Consider the following 17,323-nt stretch of genomic DNA (forward strand, 5'->3'; position numbering starts at 1 on the left):
GCCTCGGCCGCACCGCCCGCTTCGAGACGCCGCCCCCGCCGGCGTCCGGCCCGCGGCGCCCGGGCCGGCCCCGTCGGGGTCTGCTCACGGTCGTCGCCGCCGTCCTGCTGGTCCTGGGGCTCGGCGGAGGCGTCTGGTACGTCAACTCGGGCCAGTTCACGAAGGTCCCGCCGCTGCTGGCGAAGACCGAGGCGCAGGCGAGGGAGCGGCTGAAGGAGGCCGGTCTCGGCGTCAAGGACGTCAAGCACGCCCACAGCGACACGGTCGAGCGCGGCACGGTGATCAGTACGGATCCCGAGGCGGGCGCCCGGATCCGCAGCCACGGCTCGGTGACGCTCACCATCTCCGACGGGCCTCGGACCGTGAAGGTGCCCGACCTCGAGGGCCGTTCGCTCGGCGAGGCGCGGGCCCTGCTGAAGGAGGAGGGGCTGGAGCCGGGCATGGTGACCCGGGAGTTCAGCGAGACCGTCCCCAGGGGCTCGGTGGTCGGCACCGAGCCCGCGGCGGGCACCGAGCGGCGCGCCGGCTCGGCGATCGCGCTCACCGTCAGCAAGGGCCGCCCGGTGGACGTGCCGGACGTCACCGGCGAGGACCTGGACCGGGCGAAGTCCGACCTGGAGGACGCCGGTCTGAAGGTGCGGATCGACTCCGAGCAGGTGCACTCCGAGTTCGACAAGGGCCAGGTCGCCCGGCAGACCCCGGCGGGCCGCAGCCAGGCCGCCGAGGGCGACACGGTCACGTTGACGCTGTCCAAGGGCCCGGAGATGGTCGAGGTGCCGGACGTGACCGGCAGCAGCGTGGGCGACGCCAGGAGCACGCTGGAGAGGGCCGGCTTCAAGGTCGAGGAGGACCGCGGTCTGTTCGGACTGTTCGGCGACACCGTCAGGAAGCAGTCAGTGAAGGGCGGCGACCGGGCGCCGAAGGGGTCGACGATCACGATCACCATCCGGTGAGACCCGCGAGGGGTCCGAAGCGGCGGGTGACGCACGCCCGGCGGCCGGATGCCGCCGGGCTCATGACACCCTGAACGGGTGAGCAGTCAGCAGTCCCGCATCCTCCCCGGCCCCTCCCGCAACCCCGTCGGCAGCCATGTGCCCGTCGCCGGCGGGCTGCACTCGGTGGGCCTGTCCTACGCCCGTGAGCTGCGGGCCGAGGCCGTGCAGGTCTTCGTCGCCAACCCGCGCGGCTGGGCCACGCCCACCGGCAGTCCGCGGCAGGACGAGGAGTTCCGCGCGGCCTGCGCCGAGGAGTCGATCCCGGCGTACGTCCACGCGCCGTACCTGATCAACTTCGGCTCGCACACCGAGGCGACCGTCGAGCGGTCGGTCCAGTCGCTGCGACACTCGCTGCGGCGCGGGCGGGAGATCGGCGCGCTGGGCGTCGTCGTGCACACCGGGAGCGCGACCGGCGGCCGGGACCGGTCGGTGGCGCTGAAGCAGGTACGGGAGCACCTGCTGCCGCTGCTCGACGAGCTCACCCACGACGACGACCCGTACCTGCTCCTCGAGTCGACCGCGGGCCAGGGCGCGTCGCTCTGCTCCCGCACCTGGGACTTCGGGCCGTACTTCGAGGCGCTGGACGCCCATCCGAAGCTGGGCGTGTGCCTGGACACCTGCCACATCTTCGCCGCCGGGCACGACCTGACCGGCCCGGACGGCATGCACCGGACGCTGGACCAGCTGGTGGGGACGGTCGGCGAGGGGCGGCTGAAGCTGATCCACGCCAACGACTCCAAGGACGTGGCCGGCGCGCACAAGGACCGGCACGAGAACATCGGCGCCGGTCACATCGGCGAGGACCCCTTCCGCGCCCTGATGACCCACCCCGCCACCGAGGGCGTACCCCTGATCACCGAGACCCCGGGCGGCAAGGAGGGCCACGCGGCGGACGTGGCTCTCCTGAAGAAGCTCCGGGACTCCTGAAAGAAGCTCCGGGACTCCTGGAGGGGCTCAGGGACGGCTGAGCGGCCCCGGCGTCACAGCTCCGGTCCGTCCCCCGGTTCCTCCTGGTACGAGTACCGCTGCTCCTTCCACGGGTCGCCTATGTTGTGGTAACCGCGCTCCTCCCAGAAGCCCCGGCGGTCGGCGGTCATGTACTCCACGCCGCGGACCCACTTGGGGCCCTTCCAGCCGTACAGGTGGGGAACGACCAGGCGGAGCGGGAAGCCGTGCTCGGCGGTGAGCAGTTCGCCGTCCTTGTGGGTGGCGAAGAGGGCGTGCTCGGAGGTGAAGTCGGACAGGCGCAGATTGGCGCTGTAGCCGTACTCCGCCCACGCCATCACATGGGTGACGTCCGGGGCGGGCGGGACGAGGTCCAGGATCGTGTGGGCCGGGATGCCGCCCCACTCGGCGCCGAGCATGCTGTACCTCGTGACGCAGTGCAGGTCGGCCACCACGGTGGTGTAGGGCAGGGCCGTGAACTCCTCGTGGGTCCAGCAGTGCTTCTCGCCGTCGGCGGTGGCGCCGAAGACCCGGAAGTCCCAGCGTTCGGGCCGGAACCTGGGCACCGGCCCGTAGTGCGTGACCGGCCAGCCCCGCTGCAGCCGCTGCCCCGGCGGAAGCTCCGGCTGTGCCGCTCCTGACGGCACTGTTCCAGGCGCGTTCCCGGACGCGCGTTCCACCGGCTGACCCATGACTCCATCCTGACAGACAGGGGAGGGTGCACATGACCAACCCTGGGCCAATTCGGGCAATTCACACTGAGTGTGCACTTACTGGACGGCTGTGGACACCGGTGACATCATGCGGCGCAGCCTGCCAGCCCCCACGCGGAAGGAGCCTTGACGATGCAGGGCGACCCCGAGGTCATCGAATTCCTCAACGAGCAGCTCACCAGCGAACTGACCGCGATCAACCAGTACTTCCTGCACGCGAAGATGCAGGAGAACAACGGCTGGTACAGGCTCGCGAAGTACACGCGGCGCGAGTCGTTCGACGAGATGAACCACGCCGAGCTGCTCACGGACCGGATCCTGTTCCTCGAGGGCCTGCCCAACTACCAGCGGCTGTTCCACGTGCGCGTGGGGCAGACCGTGACGGAGATGTTCGAGGCGGACCGGCAGATCGAGATCGAGGCCATCGACCGGCTGCGGCGCGGGATCGAGGTGATGCGGGCGAAGGGCGACATCACGTCGGCGAACATCTTCGAGAACATCCTCGCCGACGAGGAGCACCACATCGACTATCTGGAGACCCAGCTGGAACTGGTGGAGAAGCTCGGTGAGGCGCTCTACATCGCCCAGGTGATCGAACAGCCGGACAGTGAGACGTGAGCCGGGCGGCCTCCTAGGCGGCCTCGTCCAGGCCCAGGTCCGCGTTCGAGAGGTTCGGGAGGAGGGGCCGTCCCTCGCCGGTCGGCTCCCTGCGCGGGGACGCTCCCCTGCCGAGGAGTTCCTGGATACGGCGTACGCACGAGCCGCAGTCCGTGCCCGCCTTGCAGGCCGAGGCGATCCGGCGGGGTGTGCAGGCGCCGTCCTCCGCGTGCTGCTTGACCTGCTGCTCGGTGACTCCGAAGCAACTGCAGACGTACACGCGGTTCACCTCCGCCGGGATCGGTTCAGTGGCGCCGCCCCGACTTCTCGGTGAGGCAAGGCTAACCTTACTCCCCGCGCAGGAGTCGTGGAAGGCAGGAGGGGCGCGGATCGCATGTGATCCGCGCCCCACCTCACACGTCCCGAGGAGGCGGCCGCCTCACTGGTCCCGGTACATCTCCGCGACGAGGAACGCCAGGTCCAGGGACTGGCTGCGGTTCAGCCGCGGGTCGCAGGCCGTCTCGTAGCGCTGGTGCAGGTCGTCGACGAAGATCTCGTCGCCGCCGCCCACGCACTCGGTGACGTCGTCACCGGTCAGCTCCACGTGGATGCCGCCCGGGTGCGTGCCCAGCGCCTTGTGCACCTCGAAGAAGCCCTTGACCTCGTCGAGCACGTCGTCGAAGCGGCGGGTCTTGTGGCCGGAGGCCGCCTCGAAGGTGTTGCCGTGCATCGGGTCGCACACCCAGGCCACGGTCGCGCCCGACGCCGTGACCTTCTCCACCAGCTCCGGAAGCCTGTCGCGGACCTTGTCCGCGCCCATCCGGGTGATGAAGGTCAGACGGCCGGGCTCCCGCTCGGGGTCGAGGCGCTCGATGTACTGCAGCGCCTCCTCGGCCGTCGTGGTCGGGCCGAGCTTGACACCGATCGGGTTGCGGATCTTCGAGGCGAACTCGATGTGCGCGTGGTCCATCTGCCGGGTGCGCTCACCGATCCACACCATGTGCGCCGAGACGTCGTACAGCTGCCCGGTGCGCGAGTCGACGCGGGTCAGCGCCGACTCGTAGTCGAGCAGCAGCGCCTCGTGCGAGGAGAAGAACTCGACCGTCTTGAACTCCTCCGGGTCCGCTCCGCAGGCCCGCATGAAGTTGAGCGCGTTGTCGATCTCCCGGGCCAGCTGCTCGTAGCGCTGGCCGGACGGGGAGGACTTCACGAAGTCCTGGTTCCAGGCGTGCACCTGGCGCAGGTCGGCGTAGCCGCCGGTGGTGAAGGCGCGCACCAGGTTCAGCGTGGAGGCCGAGGCGTGGTACATCCGCTTCAGCCGCTCCGGGTCCGGGACCCGGGCGGCCTCGGTGAACTCGAAGCCGTTGACGGAGTCGCCGCGGTAGGTCGGCAGGGTGACCCCGTCGCGGGTCTCGGTCGGCTTGGAGCGCGGCTTGGAGTACTGGCCGGCGATCCGGCCGACCTTCACCACCGGCACCGAGGCGGCGTACGTGAGCACGGCGCCCATCTGGAGCAGGGTCTTGAGCTTGTTGCGGATGTGGTCGGCGGACACCGCGTCGAACGCCTCGGCGCAGTCGCCGCCCTGGAGGAGGAACGCCTCTCCCCTGGCGACGGCCGCCATCCGGGCGCGCAGCTGGTCGCACTCGCCCGCGAAGACGAGCGGCGGATACGACTCGAGGTCCGCGATCACTGCGCGCAGAGCCTCGGCGTCGGGGTACTCGGGCTGCTGCGCCGCGGGCAGGTTTCGCCAGGTGTTGCCAGCGCTCGGGCTGGTCTTAGCGTTCACGGTCACGTTCCCAACCCTACGGGGTCACCCCGCGGACCTGCTCTTCTGCTCATCAAATGAGACAGATGGTGTGAGACAGGCCCTGGGACAGGGTGTGAGGCAGATGATGGGACAGGGTGCGGGACAGGTGGTGGTCACGTGCCGGTTCCGACGTCCAGCTGGTCCCGGTCGATGTTGATGGTCACCCCGCCGTACGTCTCGGTCCGGTCCCCCGCGTACTGGTGAACGCGCTGCCGGCTCGCCCACATCGTGGCGGGCAGGCTCGGGTGGTCGGTGGTGGCCTCGCCGTTCCAGTGCGCGAAGTGGATCACGTCCGGCAGGGTGACCTTCCCGGCGTTGTCGACCAGGTCGGGAACCAGGGAGGAGACGCTGCCGTACGCGCCGGAGCGGTAGCCCAGTTCGTGCAGCCGCTCGGTCCACGCCTCCAGATAGCCGAGTACGCGCGTGGTGAGGGTGCCGCCGCGCGTGTACTGCTCCACGTCGTTGTAGAGCACCGAGCCCTTGCCCAGCCCGAGCGCGGCGGCCCGGGCGACCGCGTCCTCGGCGGCGGCCCTCCCCTGCGGCTCCGGGTCGGTGATGGGCACGCACTTGTTCTGGCAGCTGCCCGCGCCGGAGGTGGGCTGCGGGCCGACGTAGAGCGGGAGGAAACGCCACCCGTTCGCGTACTGCGTCCGCACCCACTCGGGAGTCAGCCCGGCCTGGGCGCAGGCGCGGTTGACGCCGCCGATGTAGATGCCCACGGCCCGGTAGGGCGAGCCGGTCGTCCATGCGTTCATGGCCGTCCGGCTCGGGGCGGTGCAGGTGTCGAAGCCCCTGCCCCGGTACGCGGTCGCGCCGGCGGGCACGGTGAGGGCGGAGGGCGTCTTGCCCGGCTGCTCGGCGCGGGCGGCGGCGACCGGCAGCCCGGCGCTGTCCAGCACCCGCTGGATCGTGGCGCGGTCCTCGCCGTACGGGGCGGTGACCGCGATCCCCTCGTTGGTGGCCGTGGCCCGGAAGACGCGGGACGTGCGGTCCTCGGTGACGGAGGCCCTCGTCGCCGCCGCGGGCCGCACCCACAGGGCCTCGGTGCGCCCGGTGGCACGGGCGGGGCAGTCCTGCCGCTCCCCGGGCTCGCCGAGGTAGACGGCGTGCCGGTCGAAGCGGACGCAGGCCGCCGGGTCCTTCCCGAGATCGACGACCTGCCAGTCGGCCGGGACGGTGAAGGTGTGACCGCGGTACGTCACCGTCCTGGTGGCGTCCACCGTCCCGGTGGCGTCGCCGGATTCCGTACGGGCGACGGTCGGCGAACCGGCCCCGAGGGCAGCGCAGACGGCCAGCGCGGCGAGCGCCCGCTGTGCCGGGCGTGACGGGCGTGACGGGCGTGACGGGCGTGACGATCGCGGGGAACGCGATGCGGACATGACGTACTCCTCGGTCGGGCAGAGCATGGCCGGGCACAGCGGGTGCGACGGAACACCGGGGCGGGTTCACCACCCGGCCGACGCCCGCCCTCCTTCCACCCCGCGCCCGGCCCGGAAACCGCCGTGTGGTACGTCCGGGCGACCACGCGTGCGGTAGGGTGCGGGCATGTCTGTACGCGCACACCTGAACCAGAACTGGTGGTGGACCGCTTCTTAGGCGGCCCGCCGACTGCGCGTATCCCACACTTCGCGAAGGCCGCCCGAGGGGCGGTCTTCGGCGTTTCGGGCGCTCGGGCCGTTCCTCACCGACATCGACGGAAATCGACGGAAGAGGAACCAACCCATGGATCTGGTACGGCTGTTGCACGATCCCCGCCCCTTCGCCCTGCTCCGCCGCCGCGCCCCGGGACACGACCACGACCTGGTCGAGGTGCTGCTCGGCCCGGTGACCGCCCACGACCGCCTGGCCGAACTGCCCGACGAGGGCCTCGCGCTGGTCCCGTTCCGGCAGATCCGGGAGCGCGGCTTCGACGTGCGTGACGACGGCACACCGCTGCTGGTGCTGACGCCCGAGGAGACGTACGCCCTCCCGCTCGCCGAGGCGCTGGACCGGCTTCCCGCGCACGAGGTGCGCGTCGAGGGCGGCGGCTTCGACGTCGGCGACGAGGAGTACGCGGAGATCGTCGGGCGGGTGCTGCGCGAGGAGATCGGCGCGGGCGAGGGCGCGAACTTCGTGATCCGGCGGACGTACGAGGGCCACGTCCCGGGGTTCGGGCGGGCCGACGCGCTGGCGTTGTTCCGGCGGCTGCTGGAGGGCGAGCGGGGGGCGTACTGGACCTTCGTGGCGCACACCGGGGACCGGACGCTGGTGGGGGCCAGTCCCGAGGTGCATGTGCGGATGTCCGGCGGGACCGTCGTGATGAACCCGATCAGTGGGACGTACCGCTACCCCGCCGAGGGGCCGACGCCCGAGCATCTGCTGGACTTCCTCGCCGACCGCAAGGAGATCGAGGAGCTGTCGATGGTCGTCGACGAGGAGCTCAAGATGATGTGCACCGTCGGCGACATGGGCGGAGTCGTCGTGGGGCCGCGGCTGAAGGAGATGGCGCACCTCGCGCACACCGAGTACGAGCTGCGCGGGCGGTCGTCCCTGGACGTGCGGGACGTGCTCAGGGAGACCATGTTCGCCGCCACCGTCACCGGCTCGCCCGTGCAGAACGCCTGCCGGGTCATCGAGCGGTACGAGGCCGGGGGCCGCGGCTACTACGCCGGTGCCCTCGCCCTGCTCGGCCGGGACTCCGGCGGCGCCCAGACCCTCGACTCCCCCATCCTGATCCGCACCGCCGACATCGACGCCTCCGGGCGGCTGCGCGTCCCTGTCGGGGCCACCCTCGTGCGCGGTTCGGATCCGGCGAGCGAGGTCGCCGAGACGCACGCGAAGGCGGCGGCCGTGCTGGCGGCGCTGGGCGTACGGCCCGGCCGGCCGCGTACGGAGCGGGCGCGGCCCCGGCTCGCCGACGACCCTCGGGTACGGGCGGCGCTGGACGGGCGCCGGGCCTCGCTGGCGCCGTTCTGGCTGCGGATGCAGAATGGGATCTCCCCTGCTCGAGCGCAGTCGAGAGCTTGGGGAAGGTCGGACGCCCTCGACGGGCACGCCCTGGTGGTGGACGGCGAGGACGCCTTCACCGCGATGCTCGCCCATGTGCTGCGGTCCTCGGGTCTGGAGGTGACCGTCCGCCGCTACGACGAGGACGGGCTGCGGGAAGCCGTCCTCGCGCACGAGGGTCCGGTGGTCCTCGGTCCCGGCCCCGGCGCCCCCTCCGACCTGACCGACCCGAAGATGCGCCTGCTGCGCGCCCTGACCGCCGAGGTGATCGGGGAACACCGGCACGGCGTGCTCGGCGTCTGCCTCGGGCACGAGCTGATCGCGGCCGAGCTGGGCCTGGAGATCGTCCGCAAGGAGGTGCCGTACCAGGGCGCGCAGACGACGGTCGACCTGTTCGGCCGCGCCGAGACCGTCGGCTTCTACAACAGCTTCGTGGCGGTCTGCGACGACGAGGCCCACGCGGAACTCGCGGCACACGGCGTGGAGGTGAGCCGGAGCGCGACCGGAGAGGTGCACGCCCTGCGCGCCGCGGGGTTCGCCTCGGTGCAGTTCCACCCCGAGTCCGTGCTGACGCTGAACGGCCGGTCGATCCTTTCCGGACTGCTGGCCGCGCCGCTGCCGCGACGGCCGTGACCGACGCCCGGGCGGGCCGTTCTGCCGGGGTGCGGGCCGGGAACTGCCTGGTGTGGGCCGGGAGAGCGGCCCACACCCCGCGTTGCCGGTTCACCGCGGGTCGAACAGGGCCGGTTCCCCGGCTCACGATCAGCCGAAGAAGACCCCGATCTCCTCGTACAGCTTGGGGTCCACCGTTTTCAGCTTGGCCGTGGCCTCACCGATCGGGACGCGGACGATGTCGGTGCCGCGCAGGGCGACCATCTTGCCGAAGTCGCCGTCGTGGACGCAGTCGATGGCGTGCAGCCCGAAGCGGGTGGCGAGCCAGCGGTCGAAGGCGCTCGGGGTGCCGCCGCGCTGGATGTGCCCGAGGACGGTGGTCCGGGCCTCCTTGCCGGTGCGCTTCTCGATCTCCTTGGCCAGCCACTCGCCGACGCCGGAGAGGCGGACGTGCCCGAAGGAGTCCCGCGAGGAGTCCTTCAGCACCATGTCGCCGTCCTTGGGCATGGCCCCCTCGGCGACGACGACGATCGGGGCGTAGGACGCCTTGAAGCGGGAGGTGATCCAGGCGCACACCTGGTCGAGGTCGAAGCGCTGCTCGGGGATGAGGATGACGTTCGCGCCGCCGGCGAGACCGGAGTGCAGGGCGATCCAGCCGGCGTGCCGGCCCATCACCTCGCAGACCAGGACCCGCATGTGGGACTCGGCGGTGGTGTGCAGCCGGTCGATCGCCTCGGTGGCGATGCCCACGGCGGTGTCGAAGCCGAAGGTGTAGTCGGTGGCCGACAGGTCGTTGTCGATGGTCTTGGGCACGCCGACGCAGGGCACGCCGTACTCGTCGCTGAGCCGTGCCGCCACCCCGAGGGTGTCCTCGCCGCCGATCGCGACGAGCGCCTCGACCTCCTGCTTGGCGAGGTTGTCCTTGATCCGCCGGATGCCGTCCTCCTGCTTGAGGGGGTTGGTCCGCGAGGAGCCGAGGATGGTGCCGCCGCGGGGCAGGATGCCTCGCACCGTGGGGATGTCGAGACGGACGGTGTCGTTCTCCAGCGGCCCCCGCCAGCCGTCCCGGAAGCCGATGAAGTCATAGCCGTACTCCTGCACGCCCTTGCGGACGACGCCCCGGATGACGGCGTTGAGCCCGGGGCAGTCACCGCCTCCGGTCAGTACTCCGACCCGCATGGAATTGTCCCTTCACCGCGGTTGCCTGGTGAAGCTCACGCTAATGGTGATGCACGTCACTCCGACACGCGCGGGAAAGTCAATTCCAGTGAAATGTCCGACAGTTGATCACCGTGCGACACGGGAGAAATCACCCGAAAGGGCGGCGGTGCGGGATGACGCCGGCTGACGCGGGTCTACTCGCCGTCGAGTCCGCGCTCGATCGCGTACCGCACCAGCTCCACCCGGTTGTGCAACTGCAGCTTGCCCAGGGTGTTCTGCACATGGTTCTGCACCGTGCGGTGGGAGATCACCAGACGCTCGGCGACCTGCTTGTAGCTCAGCCCCTTGGCGACCAGGCGCAGCACCTCGGTCTCGCGGGCGGTGAGCCGGGGCGCCTTCGGCGCGTCGGCGTCCACCGCGGGCGCGGGCTCGACGGCCAGCCGGCGGTACTCGCCGAGGACCAGACCGGCCAGGCCCGGGGTGAACACCGGGTCGCCGACGGCCGTACGGCGCACCGCGTCCAACAACTCCTGGGTGGAGGCCGACTTGACCAGATAGCCCGTCGCGCCCGACTTCACCGCCTCCAGCACATCGGCGTGCTCCCCGCTCGCGGACAGCACCAGCACCCGCAACGCCGGGTTGGCGGCGACGAGTTCCTTGCAGACCTGGACGCCGGGTTTCCTGGGCAGGTTCAGGTCGAGGACGAGCACGTCGGGCCCGGCCGCCCTGGCGCGGTGCACCGCCTGCTCGCCGTCGCCCGCGGTGGCGACCACCTCGAAGCCGGACTCGGCCAGGTCGCGGGCGACGGCATCGCGCCACATCGGGTGGTCGTCGACCACCATCACCCTGATCGGGCCCTGCTCCGCGCTCATCGGCTCTCCGCCTTCCCCCGCGTGCTCGTCTTCTTCGGTGCTTCCGGTGCTTTCGGTGCGTCCATCATCGCGTTCTTCGGTACGTTGAGTTCGACCTCCGTGCCCTGGCCCGGCACCGAGATCAGCTCGGCGGTGCCGCCGAGGTCGCGCAGTCGGCCCTTGATCGACAGGGCCACGCCCAGCCGGCCCTCGCTCTCGGCCTGGGCGAGCCGCCCCTGGGGGATGCCGGGCCCGTCGTCCCGCACGGTCACCGTCACCGACTCCGGCTCGTCCTCGACCAGGATCCAGGCCCGCGCGCCCTCACCCGCGTGCCGGCGGACGTTGTCCAGCGCGGCCCCGACGGCTCCGGCCACCTCGCGGGCTGCGGCGGGCGGCAGCAGCACCGGGGCACCCGGTTCGGCGAGGCCGACCCGGGAGCCGGCGTAGGGGGCGAGCAGCGCGCGCAGGTCGACGGGCCCGTCGTCGTTTCCGCCGTCGTTTCCTTCGTCCTCGCCGTCCGTGCGGCCGACGGCCCGGACGACCGCCCCCTCACCGGCGTCCTCGGACACCCGGGGGACCGGGACCAGCCCTCCGGAGACCAGCGTGCGCAGCGCCACCTCCTGCTCCCCCGCCAGCCGGCCCAGCTCCGCCGCCTCCCCGCCGATGACCGCTCCGCGCCGCTGCACCATGGCCAGCACCTGCAGCACGCCGTCGTGGATGTCCCGGGCCAGGCGCTCCCGTTCACGGGTGGCCGCCTCGATCTCCAGGGCGCGGGCGAGGGTGCGCTCGGAGGCGCGGGCGACCTCGACGACGTAGCCGATCGCGATGGAGGCGACCCAGACCAGGATCACGGCGTGCACGGTGTCGCGGGCCGGAGAGCCCCGCTCGACCAGGTTGGCGGCGGCGACCACGGTGGAGGCGAGGGCGGCCCACCGCCAGCCGCCCTTGACGGCGAAGGCGAGGACGGAACCGGCGGTCCAGATCGACGGCAGCGTCGGGCCGCCGGCCGCGATCCGCTCGGGGGCGTCGGCGACGGGCGTGAGGAGGATGCCGGTCAGCGCCAGGGTGAGGTCGGCGGCCAGGAAGCGCTTGGTGCAGCTCGCGGCGTTCGCGACCCTGGGCAGGGTGGCCAGGGTCCACACGAACAGGACGCAGTAGAAGGCGATGGCGACGCCGGGGCGCGGGAACCGGTCGTAGCTGGTGGCGAACAGGCCGACCGCGTAGAACATGGTCAGCACCCGGTATCCGGCGAGCGCGCGCCACAGCGGCTGCTCCACCGACATCCTCATGACGCGCTCACGCTTCGGCATGTCCCCCCTCTGTGTCCCCCTCCGGCGGTTCGCCCTACTCCGCCCGCTTCTCCCTCTCGGCCTGTTCCTTTTCAGCCTGTTCCTTCTCGACGCGCTCCAGTGCGGCCCTGGCCGCCTTCTCGGCCTCCTTCGCCGCCCTGTCCGCCGCCTTCTCCGCCTCCTTCTCGGCCTTCGCCGCCTCCGCGATCTGCCGCTTGGCGACGGTCGCGTAGATGTCGACGTACTCCTGGCCGGAGAGCTTCATGATTTCGTACATGACCTCGTCCGTCACCGCGCGCAGCACGAAACGGTCGTGATCCATGCCCTGGTAGCGGCTGAAGTCCAGCGGCTTGCCGATGCGGATGCCGGGGCGCATCAGCTTGGGGAGGACCTTCCCGGGCGGCTGGATCTTCTCCGTGTCGATCATGGCGACGGGGATGACGGGCGCCCCGGTGGCCAGCGCGACGCGGGCCAGGCCGCCCGGTTTGCCGCGGTAGAGACGGCCGTCGGGCGAGCGGGTGCCCTCCGGGTAGATACCGAACAGCTCGCCGCGCTCCACCACCTCTATGCCGCTCTTCACCGCCGCCTCGCCCGCGCCCCGCGCCCCGGAACGGTCCACGGGGAGCTGGCCGACCCCCTTGAAGAACGCGGCGGTCAGCCGGCCCTTCACACCGGGCGTGGTGAAGTATTCGGCCTTCGCGATGAAGGTGACCTTGCGGTCGAGTACCACGGGAAGGAAGAAGGAGTCCGAGAAGGACAGGTGATTGCTCGCCAGAATGGCGGGGCCCTCGGCCGGGACGTTCTCCAGGCCCTCCACCCAGGGCCTGAAGGCGAGCCTCAGCGGTCCCCCGATGGCGACCTTCATCGTGCCGTAAAACAACCGAGTGCCTTCCTGTGTGTGCCGATCAGACCATAACCCCGGCACGGCCCCCGGGACCCGACGGCCCTGGTCGGTGTCAGTGCGGTCGCGTACGGTGAAGTACCTGCCATCGACGACCACAGGAGAGCGACGTGCCGGTGCTCCCCGGAGCCGAGCCGTACCGCCACGACGGCGGGGAGGTCGGTGTGCTCCTCTGCCACGGCTTCACCGGCTCCCCCCAGTCGCTGCGTCCCTGGGGGGAGTACCTCGCCGAACGCGGCCTGACCGTCTCGCTCCCGCTGCTGCCCGGGCACGGCACGCGCTGGGAGGACATGCGGCTCACCGGCTGGCAGGACTGGTACGCGGAGGTGGACCGCGAGCTGCGCCTCCTGCGCGAGCGGTGCGCGCACGTGTTCGTGGCCGGCCTGTCCATGGGCGGCGCCCTCGCGCTGCGGCTGGCCGCCCGGCACGGAGATGCGGTCACCGGGGCCGTGGTGGTCAACCCGGCCAACAAGGTGCACGGCCTGTCGGCGTACGCGCTGCCGGTGGCCCGCCATGTCGTACGGACGACGAAGGGCATCGCGAGCGACATCGCCAAGGAGGGCGCCGCCGAGCTGGGGTACGACCGGGTGCCGCTGCACGCCGCGCACTCGCTCAGGGTCTTCTTCCGGCAGCTCGACGGCGAGCTGCCACAGGTCACGCAGCCGCTGCTGCTCCTGCGCAGCCCTCAGGACCACGTGGTGCCGCCGGCCGACTCGGCCCGGATCCTCAGCCGGATCTCCAGCACGGACGTCACGGAGGTCCTGCTGGAACACAGCTACCACGTCGCTACGTTGGACCACGATGCGGACCGGATCTTCGAGGAGAGCTACGCCTTCATCGGCCGGCTCGCACCCAGTGTCGGCAAGGAAGGGACGGCCGCAGGTGGCTGAGCACGACTCCGACCGCGAGAACCTCGAGGGCCGGGAGCCGGTCGAGCCGGTGCAGCCGGCCAAGGAGCCGGGCGGGGCCGGTCGATCCGGTGAGCCCGGCGGCAAGGACGGCGTTCCCTTCGACGAGGAGGCCGCCTGGGCGGCGATCGTCGCCGGGTACGGCGAGGAGCCGCCGGACCCGCCGGGCGCGAAGCCGTACCGGCCGGTCGAGGACCTGGCGCTGCCACCGGAGCCCGGCACGAACGGGGCCGACGGGGTCGGCGGGGCCAACAGCACGAACGGGGCGAACGGCGAGAAGTCCGAGGCCGCCGCGGACGGCAAGGGAGAACGGAACAGCAGGGAAAGCGAGGAAGAGGGCAACGTCAAGGACGCCGGCGGGGACAGACCCGCCCCGGCCGGGCCGCTGGGCAGTTCGGTCTCCTTCGCGCCCGGGGTGGGCCCCTCCGGCGCGGGACCGCGCGACTACTCGCTCGCCGAGCCGTCCGACGACGACTTCGACGAGGGCGACGAGGGCCACTTCGTCCCGCCGGATCCGCCGCTGCCCTCCGGCGACCCGGCCGTGCAGTTCGCCTGGCTCGCGGTGATCGGCGGGCCCGTCCTGCTCCTGCTGGCCGTCATGTTCAGCTGGGACATGACGTGGTGGCTCGCCACACTCGGCATCGGCGGCTTCCTCGGCGGCTTCGGGACACTGGTGGCCCGCATGAACCCCGACGACGAGGACGACGACCCGGGCCGCGGGGCGGTGGTCTGAGCCGGTGGTCCGGGCTCTACGGCCGTGACTTCGCGGCCCGTGGGATCGCCGGGACGGCCGCCGGGACCCTGAGGGCGGCCAGCACCGGAAGGTGGTCCGAGGCCGCTCTCAGGTCCGCTTCCGTCACTCCGGGACGGCCGTGGGGGTCTTCCCCGTGGGGGTCTTCCTGCTCGGGCGAAGCCGAGAGCGGGAAAGGCACCCCGCAGCCGAGGACCTCGATGCCGCGGGTGGCGAAGACGGCGTCGATGCGCTGGTACGGGTCGGTGGGCGTCCAGGTGTGTTCGGTGCCCCAGGCGGCGGTGGCCCAGCAGTCCTGGAGCAGGCCGGACATCCGCTGGAACGCCGGACCGTCCGGCCGCTCGTTGAGGTCGCCGCCCGCGACCGCGTGCTCCACGCCCATCCCGGCCAGTCGGTCGAGGAGCATGCCGGCCTGCTCGTACCGCTCGTCCTTGTCGAGCGAGAGATGGCAGCTGAGCACGCCGAGCCGGGCGCCCGCGAACCGGACGACCGCCGTGGCGAAGCCGCGCCGGTGCAGACCGGGGGTGAGCGGCAGCAGGACGTCCTCGGTGCGCTCCACGCCGGCCCTGAGCGAGCAGAGGATCGCCGGGCCCGCGGCCGTCGCGCCCCCGGTGAGGATCACCAGGTCGCAGCCCGCCGCCAGCCTCGCCAGTTTCTTGCGCCAGCGGAAGAAGCGCGGCGACTCCTGGAGGAGGACGAGATCGGGCGCGCAGGCGCGGATCACCCGGGTGAGGGCCCGGGTGTCGTCCCGCATCGACCGGATGTTGTAGCTCAGGACACGGATGACGGCGGTACCGTCCGACTCGGTGCGGGAGTTGGGCAGCAGCATGACGATCAACATACGCCGAGGCGGGCTCGGCGGCCCGGTACGACAGCGCCCACCGGTCCCGGAGGGAGGGGACGGTGGGCGCGTGCGGTGGATGGGGGCGATGGCGCGCAGGTGCTACGGCTGCGCCGGCGCGCGGGGCGCTACATGATCGGGTCGGGCTCCCGGGCCAGGTCGGCCGCGCCCACCAGGCCGGCCTTGTTGCCGAGCTGGGCGGCGAGGACGTCGGCGACCGGGCGCCAGTTGCCGCCGACCAGCCACCGCTTGTACGACTTGCGGATCGGCTCCAGGACCAGCTCGCCCTCGTCCGAGAGGCCGCCGCCGACGATGAAGGCGGACGGGTCGAAGAGGGAGGCCAGGTCGGCCAGGCCCGCGCCGACCCAGCGGGCCAGCTCCCGGTAGGAGTCCACGGCCACCGGGCAGCCCTGGCGGGCGGCCATGGAGACGTGCTTGCCCTCGATGCCGGCGGGGGTGCCGTCGCCGAGGGCCAGCAGCATCTGGGCGTTCTCGGGGGTGGCGTTGGCGCGCTGCTTGGCGTATCGGACGAGGGCGCGCCCGGAGGCGTACTGCTCCCAGCAGCCCTGCGAGCCGCAGCCGCACAGCAGCCCGTCCGGGACCATCTTGATGTGCCCGAACTCGGCGGCCACGCCGAAGTGGCCGCGGCGCAGCTTGTTGCCGATGATGATGCCGCCGCCGAGACCGGTGCCGAGCGTGATGCAGATGACGTTGCGGTGGCCCTTGCCGGCGCCGAACTTGTACTCGCCCCAGGCGGCGGCGTTGGCGTCGTTCTCCACGACGACCGGCAGGCTGACGCGTGCCTCGACCTTCTCCTTCAGCGGCTCGTTGCGCCAGTGGATGTTGGGCGCGAAGTAGACCGTCGAGCGCTGCCGGTTGACGTATCCGGCCGCGCCGATGCCGACACCGACGATGTCGTGCCCCGCGCGTGCGCCCTCCACCGCCGAGGCGATGGCGTCCACGATGGCCTCGGGTGTGGTGGGGGTCGGCACCTTGAAGGTCGAGAGGATGTTGCCTTCCTCGTCGACCACGCCGGCCGCGATCTTCGTGCCGCCGATGTCGACGCCGATGGTGAGTCCCATGAATCCCTCAGTTTCGGTCGAGCCCCGCTACGGCCAACCGTACCCGAGGCCCTGCCGTCAAAAGCCCGTCGTCCACCCGGAGGCCGGCCCCGGCCCCAGGTCCTGAGGGATGCCGTCAGTCCAGGTCGATGCGCTCCCCGCCGCCGGTACCCTCGCCGTGGTCGTCCGGGCGGTCGTCCAACTCGGTGAGCTCGTCCTCCAGACTGTCCCCGGTGCGGGACGCCGTCCAGCGGCGCTCCTGGGACTCGACGGCGGAACGGTAGGCGGCGAGGAGTTCGCTGCCGGCCGCCGCGAGGTGGTCGAAGACGTCGGGGTTGCGCTCTATGACCGGCTCGACGGCCGCCTTGGCCTGCTGCACGACCTGCCGCACCACCTGCTGGGCCGCGGGCCCCGCGACCGCCCCGAGCAACGGTGCCTGGAACGACGACAGCTTCTCGGCGACGGCGTCGACGAACTTGCGCAACTCCTCGGCGGCCGAGCCGGGAGGCGGGCCGTACTCGGCGCGACGGCGGGCCTTCTCCTCCGCGAGATCCTCGGCGCAGGCCGTCGCCCACGCATCGGCATCACTGACCCGCGACGCCTCGCCCCCGGGCTCCTCCTGAGCGGCGTCGGACGGTACGCGCTCTTCGCTCATGGCGAACTCCTGACTACGGTTCGTCCTTCCGACGTTACCCGAATGGGGATGCGGGGCTCATCTCGCGGAGGAGGGTGGGGCGCAGAGTCGGAGCCCCGCCGGGGTCTGGGGCGGAGCCCCGCCGGGGTGCAGGGTCGGAGCCCCGCCGGGGTGCAGGGGCAGAGCCCCGCCGGGTCTGGGGCGGAGCCCCAGGAACGGGACGCCTCCCCCCACCGAGACGGGCGGGCGGGTGGGAAACCGGGGCGCAGGGG

The 17,323-nt window shown here is 71.9% G+C and carries 17 protein-coding genes; 6 read left to right on the top strand and 11 right to left on the bottom strand.

Going from position 1 to position 17,323, the window contains the following annotated elements; translation table 11 throughout:
- Positions 1-953, top strand: a 953-nt coding sequence (locus DEP02_RS25665) for a Stk1 family PASTA domain-containing Ser/Thr kinase (protein WP_117434536.1), incomplete at its 5' end; no start/stop codon positions are given.
- Positions 954-1,031: 78 nt separating this feature from the next.
- Positions 1,032-1,922 (top strand): deoxyribonuclease IV, encoded by an 891-nt coding sequence (locus DEP02_RS25670; RefSeq protein ID WP_112470060.1) that lies wholly within the window; start codon positions 1,032-1,034, stop codon positions 1,920-1,922.
- 53 nt (positions 1,923-1,975) lie between these two features.
- Here the strand turns inward: DEP02_RS25670 and DEP02_RS25675 are convergent, their stop codons facing one another.
- Positions 1,976-2,632: a sulfite oxidase-like oxidoreductase gene (locus DEP02_RS25675; protein ID WP_112470061.1), complete on the bottom strand. Its 657-nt coding sequence runs from the start codon at positions 2,630-2,632 to the stop codon at positions 1,976-1,978.
- Between the two features lie 153 nt (positions 2,633-2,785).
- Between DEP02_RS25675 and bfr the strand changes: the two genes are divergently transcribed.
- On the top strand, positions 2,786-3,271 hold the full coding sequence (gene bfr, locus DEP02_RS25680; RefSeq protein WP_112470062.1) for a bacterioferritin: 486 nt from the start codon (positions 2,786-2,788) through the stop codon (positions 3,269-3,271).
- Positions 3,272-3,284: 13 nt separating this feature from the next.
- On the opposite strand, the gene DEP02_RS25685 is transcribed toward bfr, so the two are convergent.
- The 3 genes from DEP02_RS25685 to DEP02_RS35375 form a co-directional block, all read right to left on the bottom strand.
- Complete coding sequence (locus DEP02_RS25685) at positions 3,285-3,539, bottom strand: (2Fe-2S)-binding protein (RefSeq protein ID WP_112470063.1); 255 nt, start codon at positions 3,537-3,539, stop codon at positions 3,285-3,287.
- 150 nt (positions 3,540-3,689) lie between these two features.
- Positions 3,690-5,042, bottom strand: coding sequence for a class II 3-deoxy-7-phosphoheptulonate synthase (locus tag DEP02_RS25690; RefSeq protein WP_112470064.1), 1,353 nt, complete (start codon positions 5,040-5,042; stop codon positions 3,690-3,692).
- Between the two features lie 128 nt (positions 5,043-5,170).
- Entirely contained in the window at positions 5,171-6,436 is a 1,266-nt protein-coding gene (locus tag DEP02_RS35375) for a glycoside hydrolase domain-containing protein (RefSeq protein WP_112470075.1), read from the bottom strand.
- A 343-nt stretch (positions 6,437-6,779) separates the two neighbouring features.
- On the opposite strand from DEP02_RS35375, the gene DEP02_RS25700 reads away from it, so the two are divergent.
- The gene (locus DEP02_RS25700) at positions 6,780-8,675 is read left to right on the top strand and encodes an anthranilate synthase family protein (RefSeq protein ID WP_112470065.1); all 1,896 of its coding nucleotides are present in this window, start codon (positions 6,780-6,782) and stop codon (positions 8,673-8,675) included.
- 129 nt (positions 8,676-8,804) lie between these two features.
- Here the strand turns inward: DEP02_RS25700 and DEP02_RS25705 are convergent, their stop codons facing one another.
- The 4 genes from DEP02_RS25705 to DEP02_RS25720 all read right to left on the bottom strand — a co-directional run bounded on the left by DEP02_RS25705 (position 8,805) and on the right by DEP02_RS25720 (position 12,820).
- Positions 8,805-9,833: a 6-phosphofructokinase gene (locus DEP02_RS25705; RefSeq protein ID WP_112470066.1), complete on the bottom strand. Its 1,029-nt coding sequence runs from the start codon at positions 9,831-9,833 to the stop codon at positions 8,805-8,807.
- A 176-nt stretch (positions 9,834-10,009) separates the two neighbouring features.
- A complete protein-coding gene (locus DEP02_RS25710) occupies positions 10,010-10,687 on the bottom strand; it encodes a response regulator (protein WP_112470067.1) in 678 nt (225 codons plus the stop codon).
- Entirely contained in the window at positions 10,684-11,976 is a 1,293-nt protein-coding gene (macS, locus tag DEP02_RS25715) for a MacS family sensor histidine kinase (RefSeq protein WP_112470068.1), read from the bottom strand. The genes DEP02_RS25710 and macS overlap by 4 nt, the downstream gene beginning before the upstream one ends.
- Positions 11,977-12,010: 34 nt before the next feature.
- On the bottom strand, positions 12,011-12,820 hold the full coding sequence (locus tag DEP02_RS25720) for a lysophospholipid acyltransferase family protein (protein WP_112470069.1): 810 nt from the start codon (positions 12,818-12,820) through the stop codon (positions 12,011-12,013).
- Positions 12,821-12,966: 146 nt separating this feature from the next.
- Between DEP02_RS25720 and DEP02_RS25725 the strand changes: the two genes are divergently transcribed.
- Complete coding sequence (locus DEP02_RS25725; RefSeq protein ID WP_112470070.1) at positions 12,967-13,746, top strand: alpha/beta hydrolase; 780 nt, start codon at positions 12,967-12,969, stop codon at positions 13,744-13,746.
- Positions 13,739-14,497, top strand: a complete 759-nt coding sequence (locus DEP02_RS25730) for a hypothetical protein (RefSeq protein WP_112470071.1) — start codon at positions 13,739-13,741, stop codon at positions 14,495-14,497. Before DEP02_RS25725 ends, DEP02_RS25730 begins: the two co-directional genes overlap by 8 nt.
- A gap of 16 nt (positions 14,498-14,513) precedes the next feature.
- Here the strand turns inward: DEP02_RS25730 and DEP02_RS25735 are convergent, their stop codons facing one another.
- From DEP02_RS25735 to DEP02_RS25745, 3 genes are all read right to left on the bottom strand, one after another.
- Positions 14,514-15,356, bottom strand: coding sequence for an endonuclease/exonuclease/phosphatase family protein (locus DEP02_RS25735; protein WP_112470072.1), 843 nt, complete (start codon positions 15,354-15,356; stop codon positions 14,514-14,516).
- Between the two features lie 128 nt (positions 15,357-15,484).
- Entirely contained in the window at positions 15,485-16,438 is a 954-nt protein-coding gene (locus DEP02_RS25740; protein ID WP_112470073.1) for an ROK family glucokinase, read from the bottom strand.
- Positions 16,439-16,553: 115 nt separating this feature from the next.
- The gene (locus DEP02_RS25745; protein ID WP_112470074.1) at positions 16,554-17,072 is read right to left on the bottom strand and encodes a DUF5304 domain-containing protein; all 519 of its coding nucleotides are present in this window, start codon (positions 17,070-17,072) and stop codon (positions 16,554-16,556) included.
- Positions 17,073-17,323: the final 251 nt, after the last annotated feature.

This window comes from Streptomyces triticisoli (assembly GCF_003270085.1).
GTDB classification, from domain to species: domain Bacteria; phylum Actinomycetota; class Actinomycetes; order Streptomycetales; family Streptomycetaceae; genus Streptomyces; species Streptomyces triticisoli.

Bases quoted from the DNA above. Each gene is read 5' to 3' on its own strand.
- bfr (WP_112470062.1), top strand. From the start codon at position 2,786: ATGCAGGGCGACCCCGAGGTCATCGAATTCCTCAACGAGCAGCTCACC.
- DEP02_RS25735 (WP_112470072.1), bottom strand. From the start codon at position 15,356: ATGTTGATCGTCATGCTGCTGCCCAACTCCCGCACCGAGTCGGACGGT.
- DEP02_RS25720 (WP_112470069.1), bottom strand. From the start codon at position 12,820: ATGAAGGTCGCCATCGGGGGACCGCTGAGGCTCGCCTTCAGGCCCTGG.
- DEP02_RS35375 (WP_112470075.1), bottom strand. From the start codon at position 6,436: ATGTCCGCATCGCGTTCCCCGCGATCGTCACGCCCGTCACGCCCGTCA.
- DEP02_RS25710 (WP_112470067.1), bottom strand. From the start codon at position 10,687: ATGAGCGCGGAGCAGGGCCCGATCAGGGTGATGGTGGTCGACGACCAC.
- DEP02_RS25740 (WP_112470073.1), bottom strand. From the start codon at position 16,438: ATGGGACTCACCATCGGCGTCGACATCGGCGGCACGAAGATCGCGGCC.
- DEP02_RS25705 (WP_112470066.1), bottom strand. From the start codon at position 9,833: ATGCGGGTCGGAGTACTGACCGGAGGCGGTGACTGCCCCGGGCTCAAC.
- DEP02_RS25675 (WP_112470061.1), bottom strand. From the start codon at position 2,632: ATGGGTCAGCCGGTGGAACGCGCGTCCGGGAACGCGCCTGGAACAGTG.
- macS (WP_112470068.1), bottom strand. From the start codon at position 11,976: ATGCCGAAGCGTGAGCGCGTCATGAGGATGTCGGTGGAGCAGCCGCTG.
- DEP02_RS25700 (WP_112470065.1), top strand. From the start codon at position 6,780: ATGGATCTGGTACGGCTGTTGCACGATCCCCGCCCCTTCGCCCTGCTC.
- DEP02_RS25745 (WP_112470074.1), bottom strand. From the start codon at position 17,072: ATGAGCGAAGAGCGCGTACCGTCCGACGCCGCTCAGGAGGAGCCCGGG.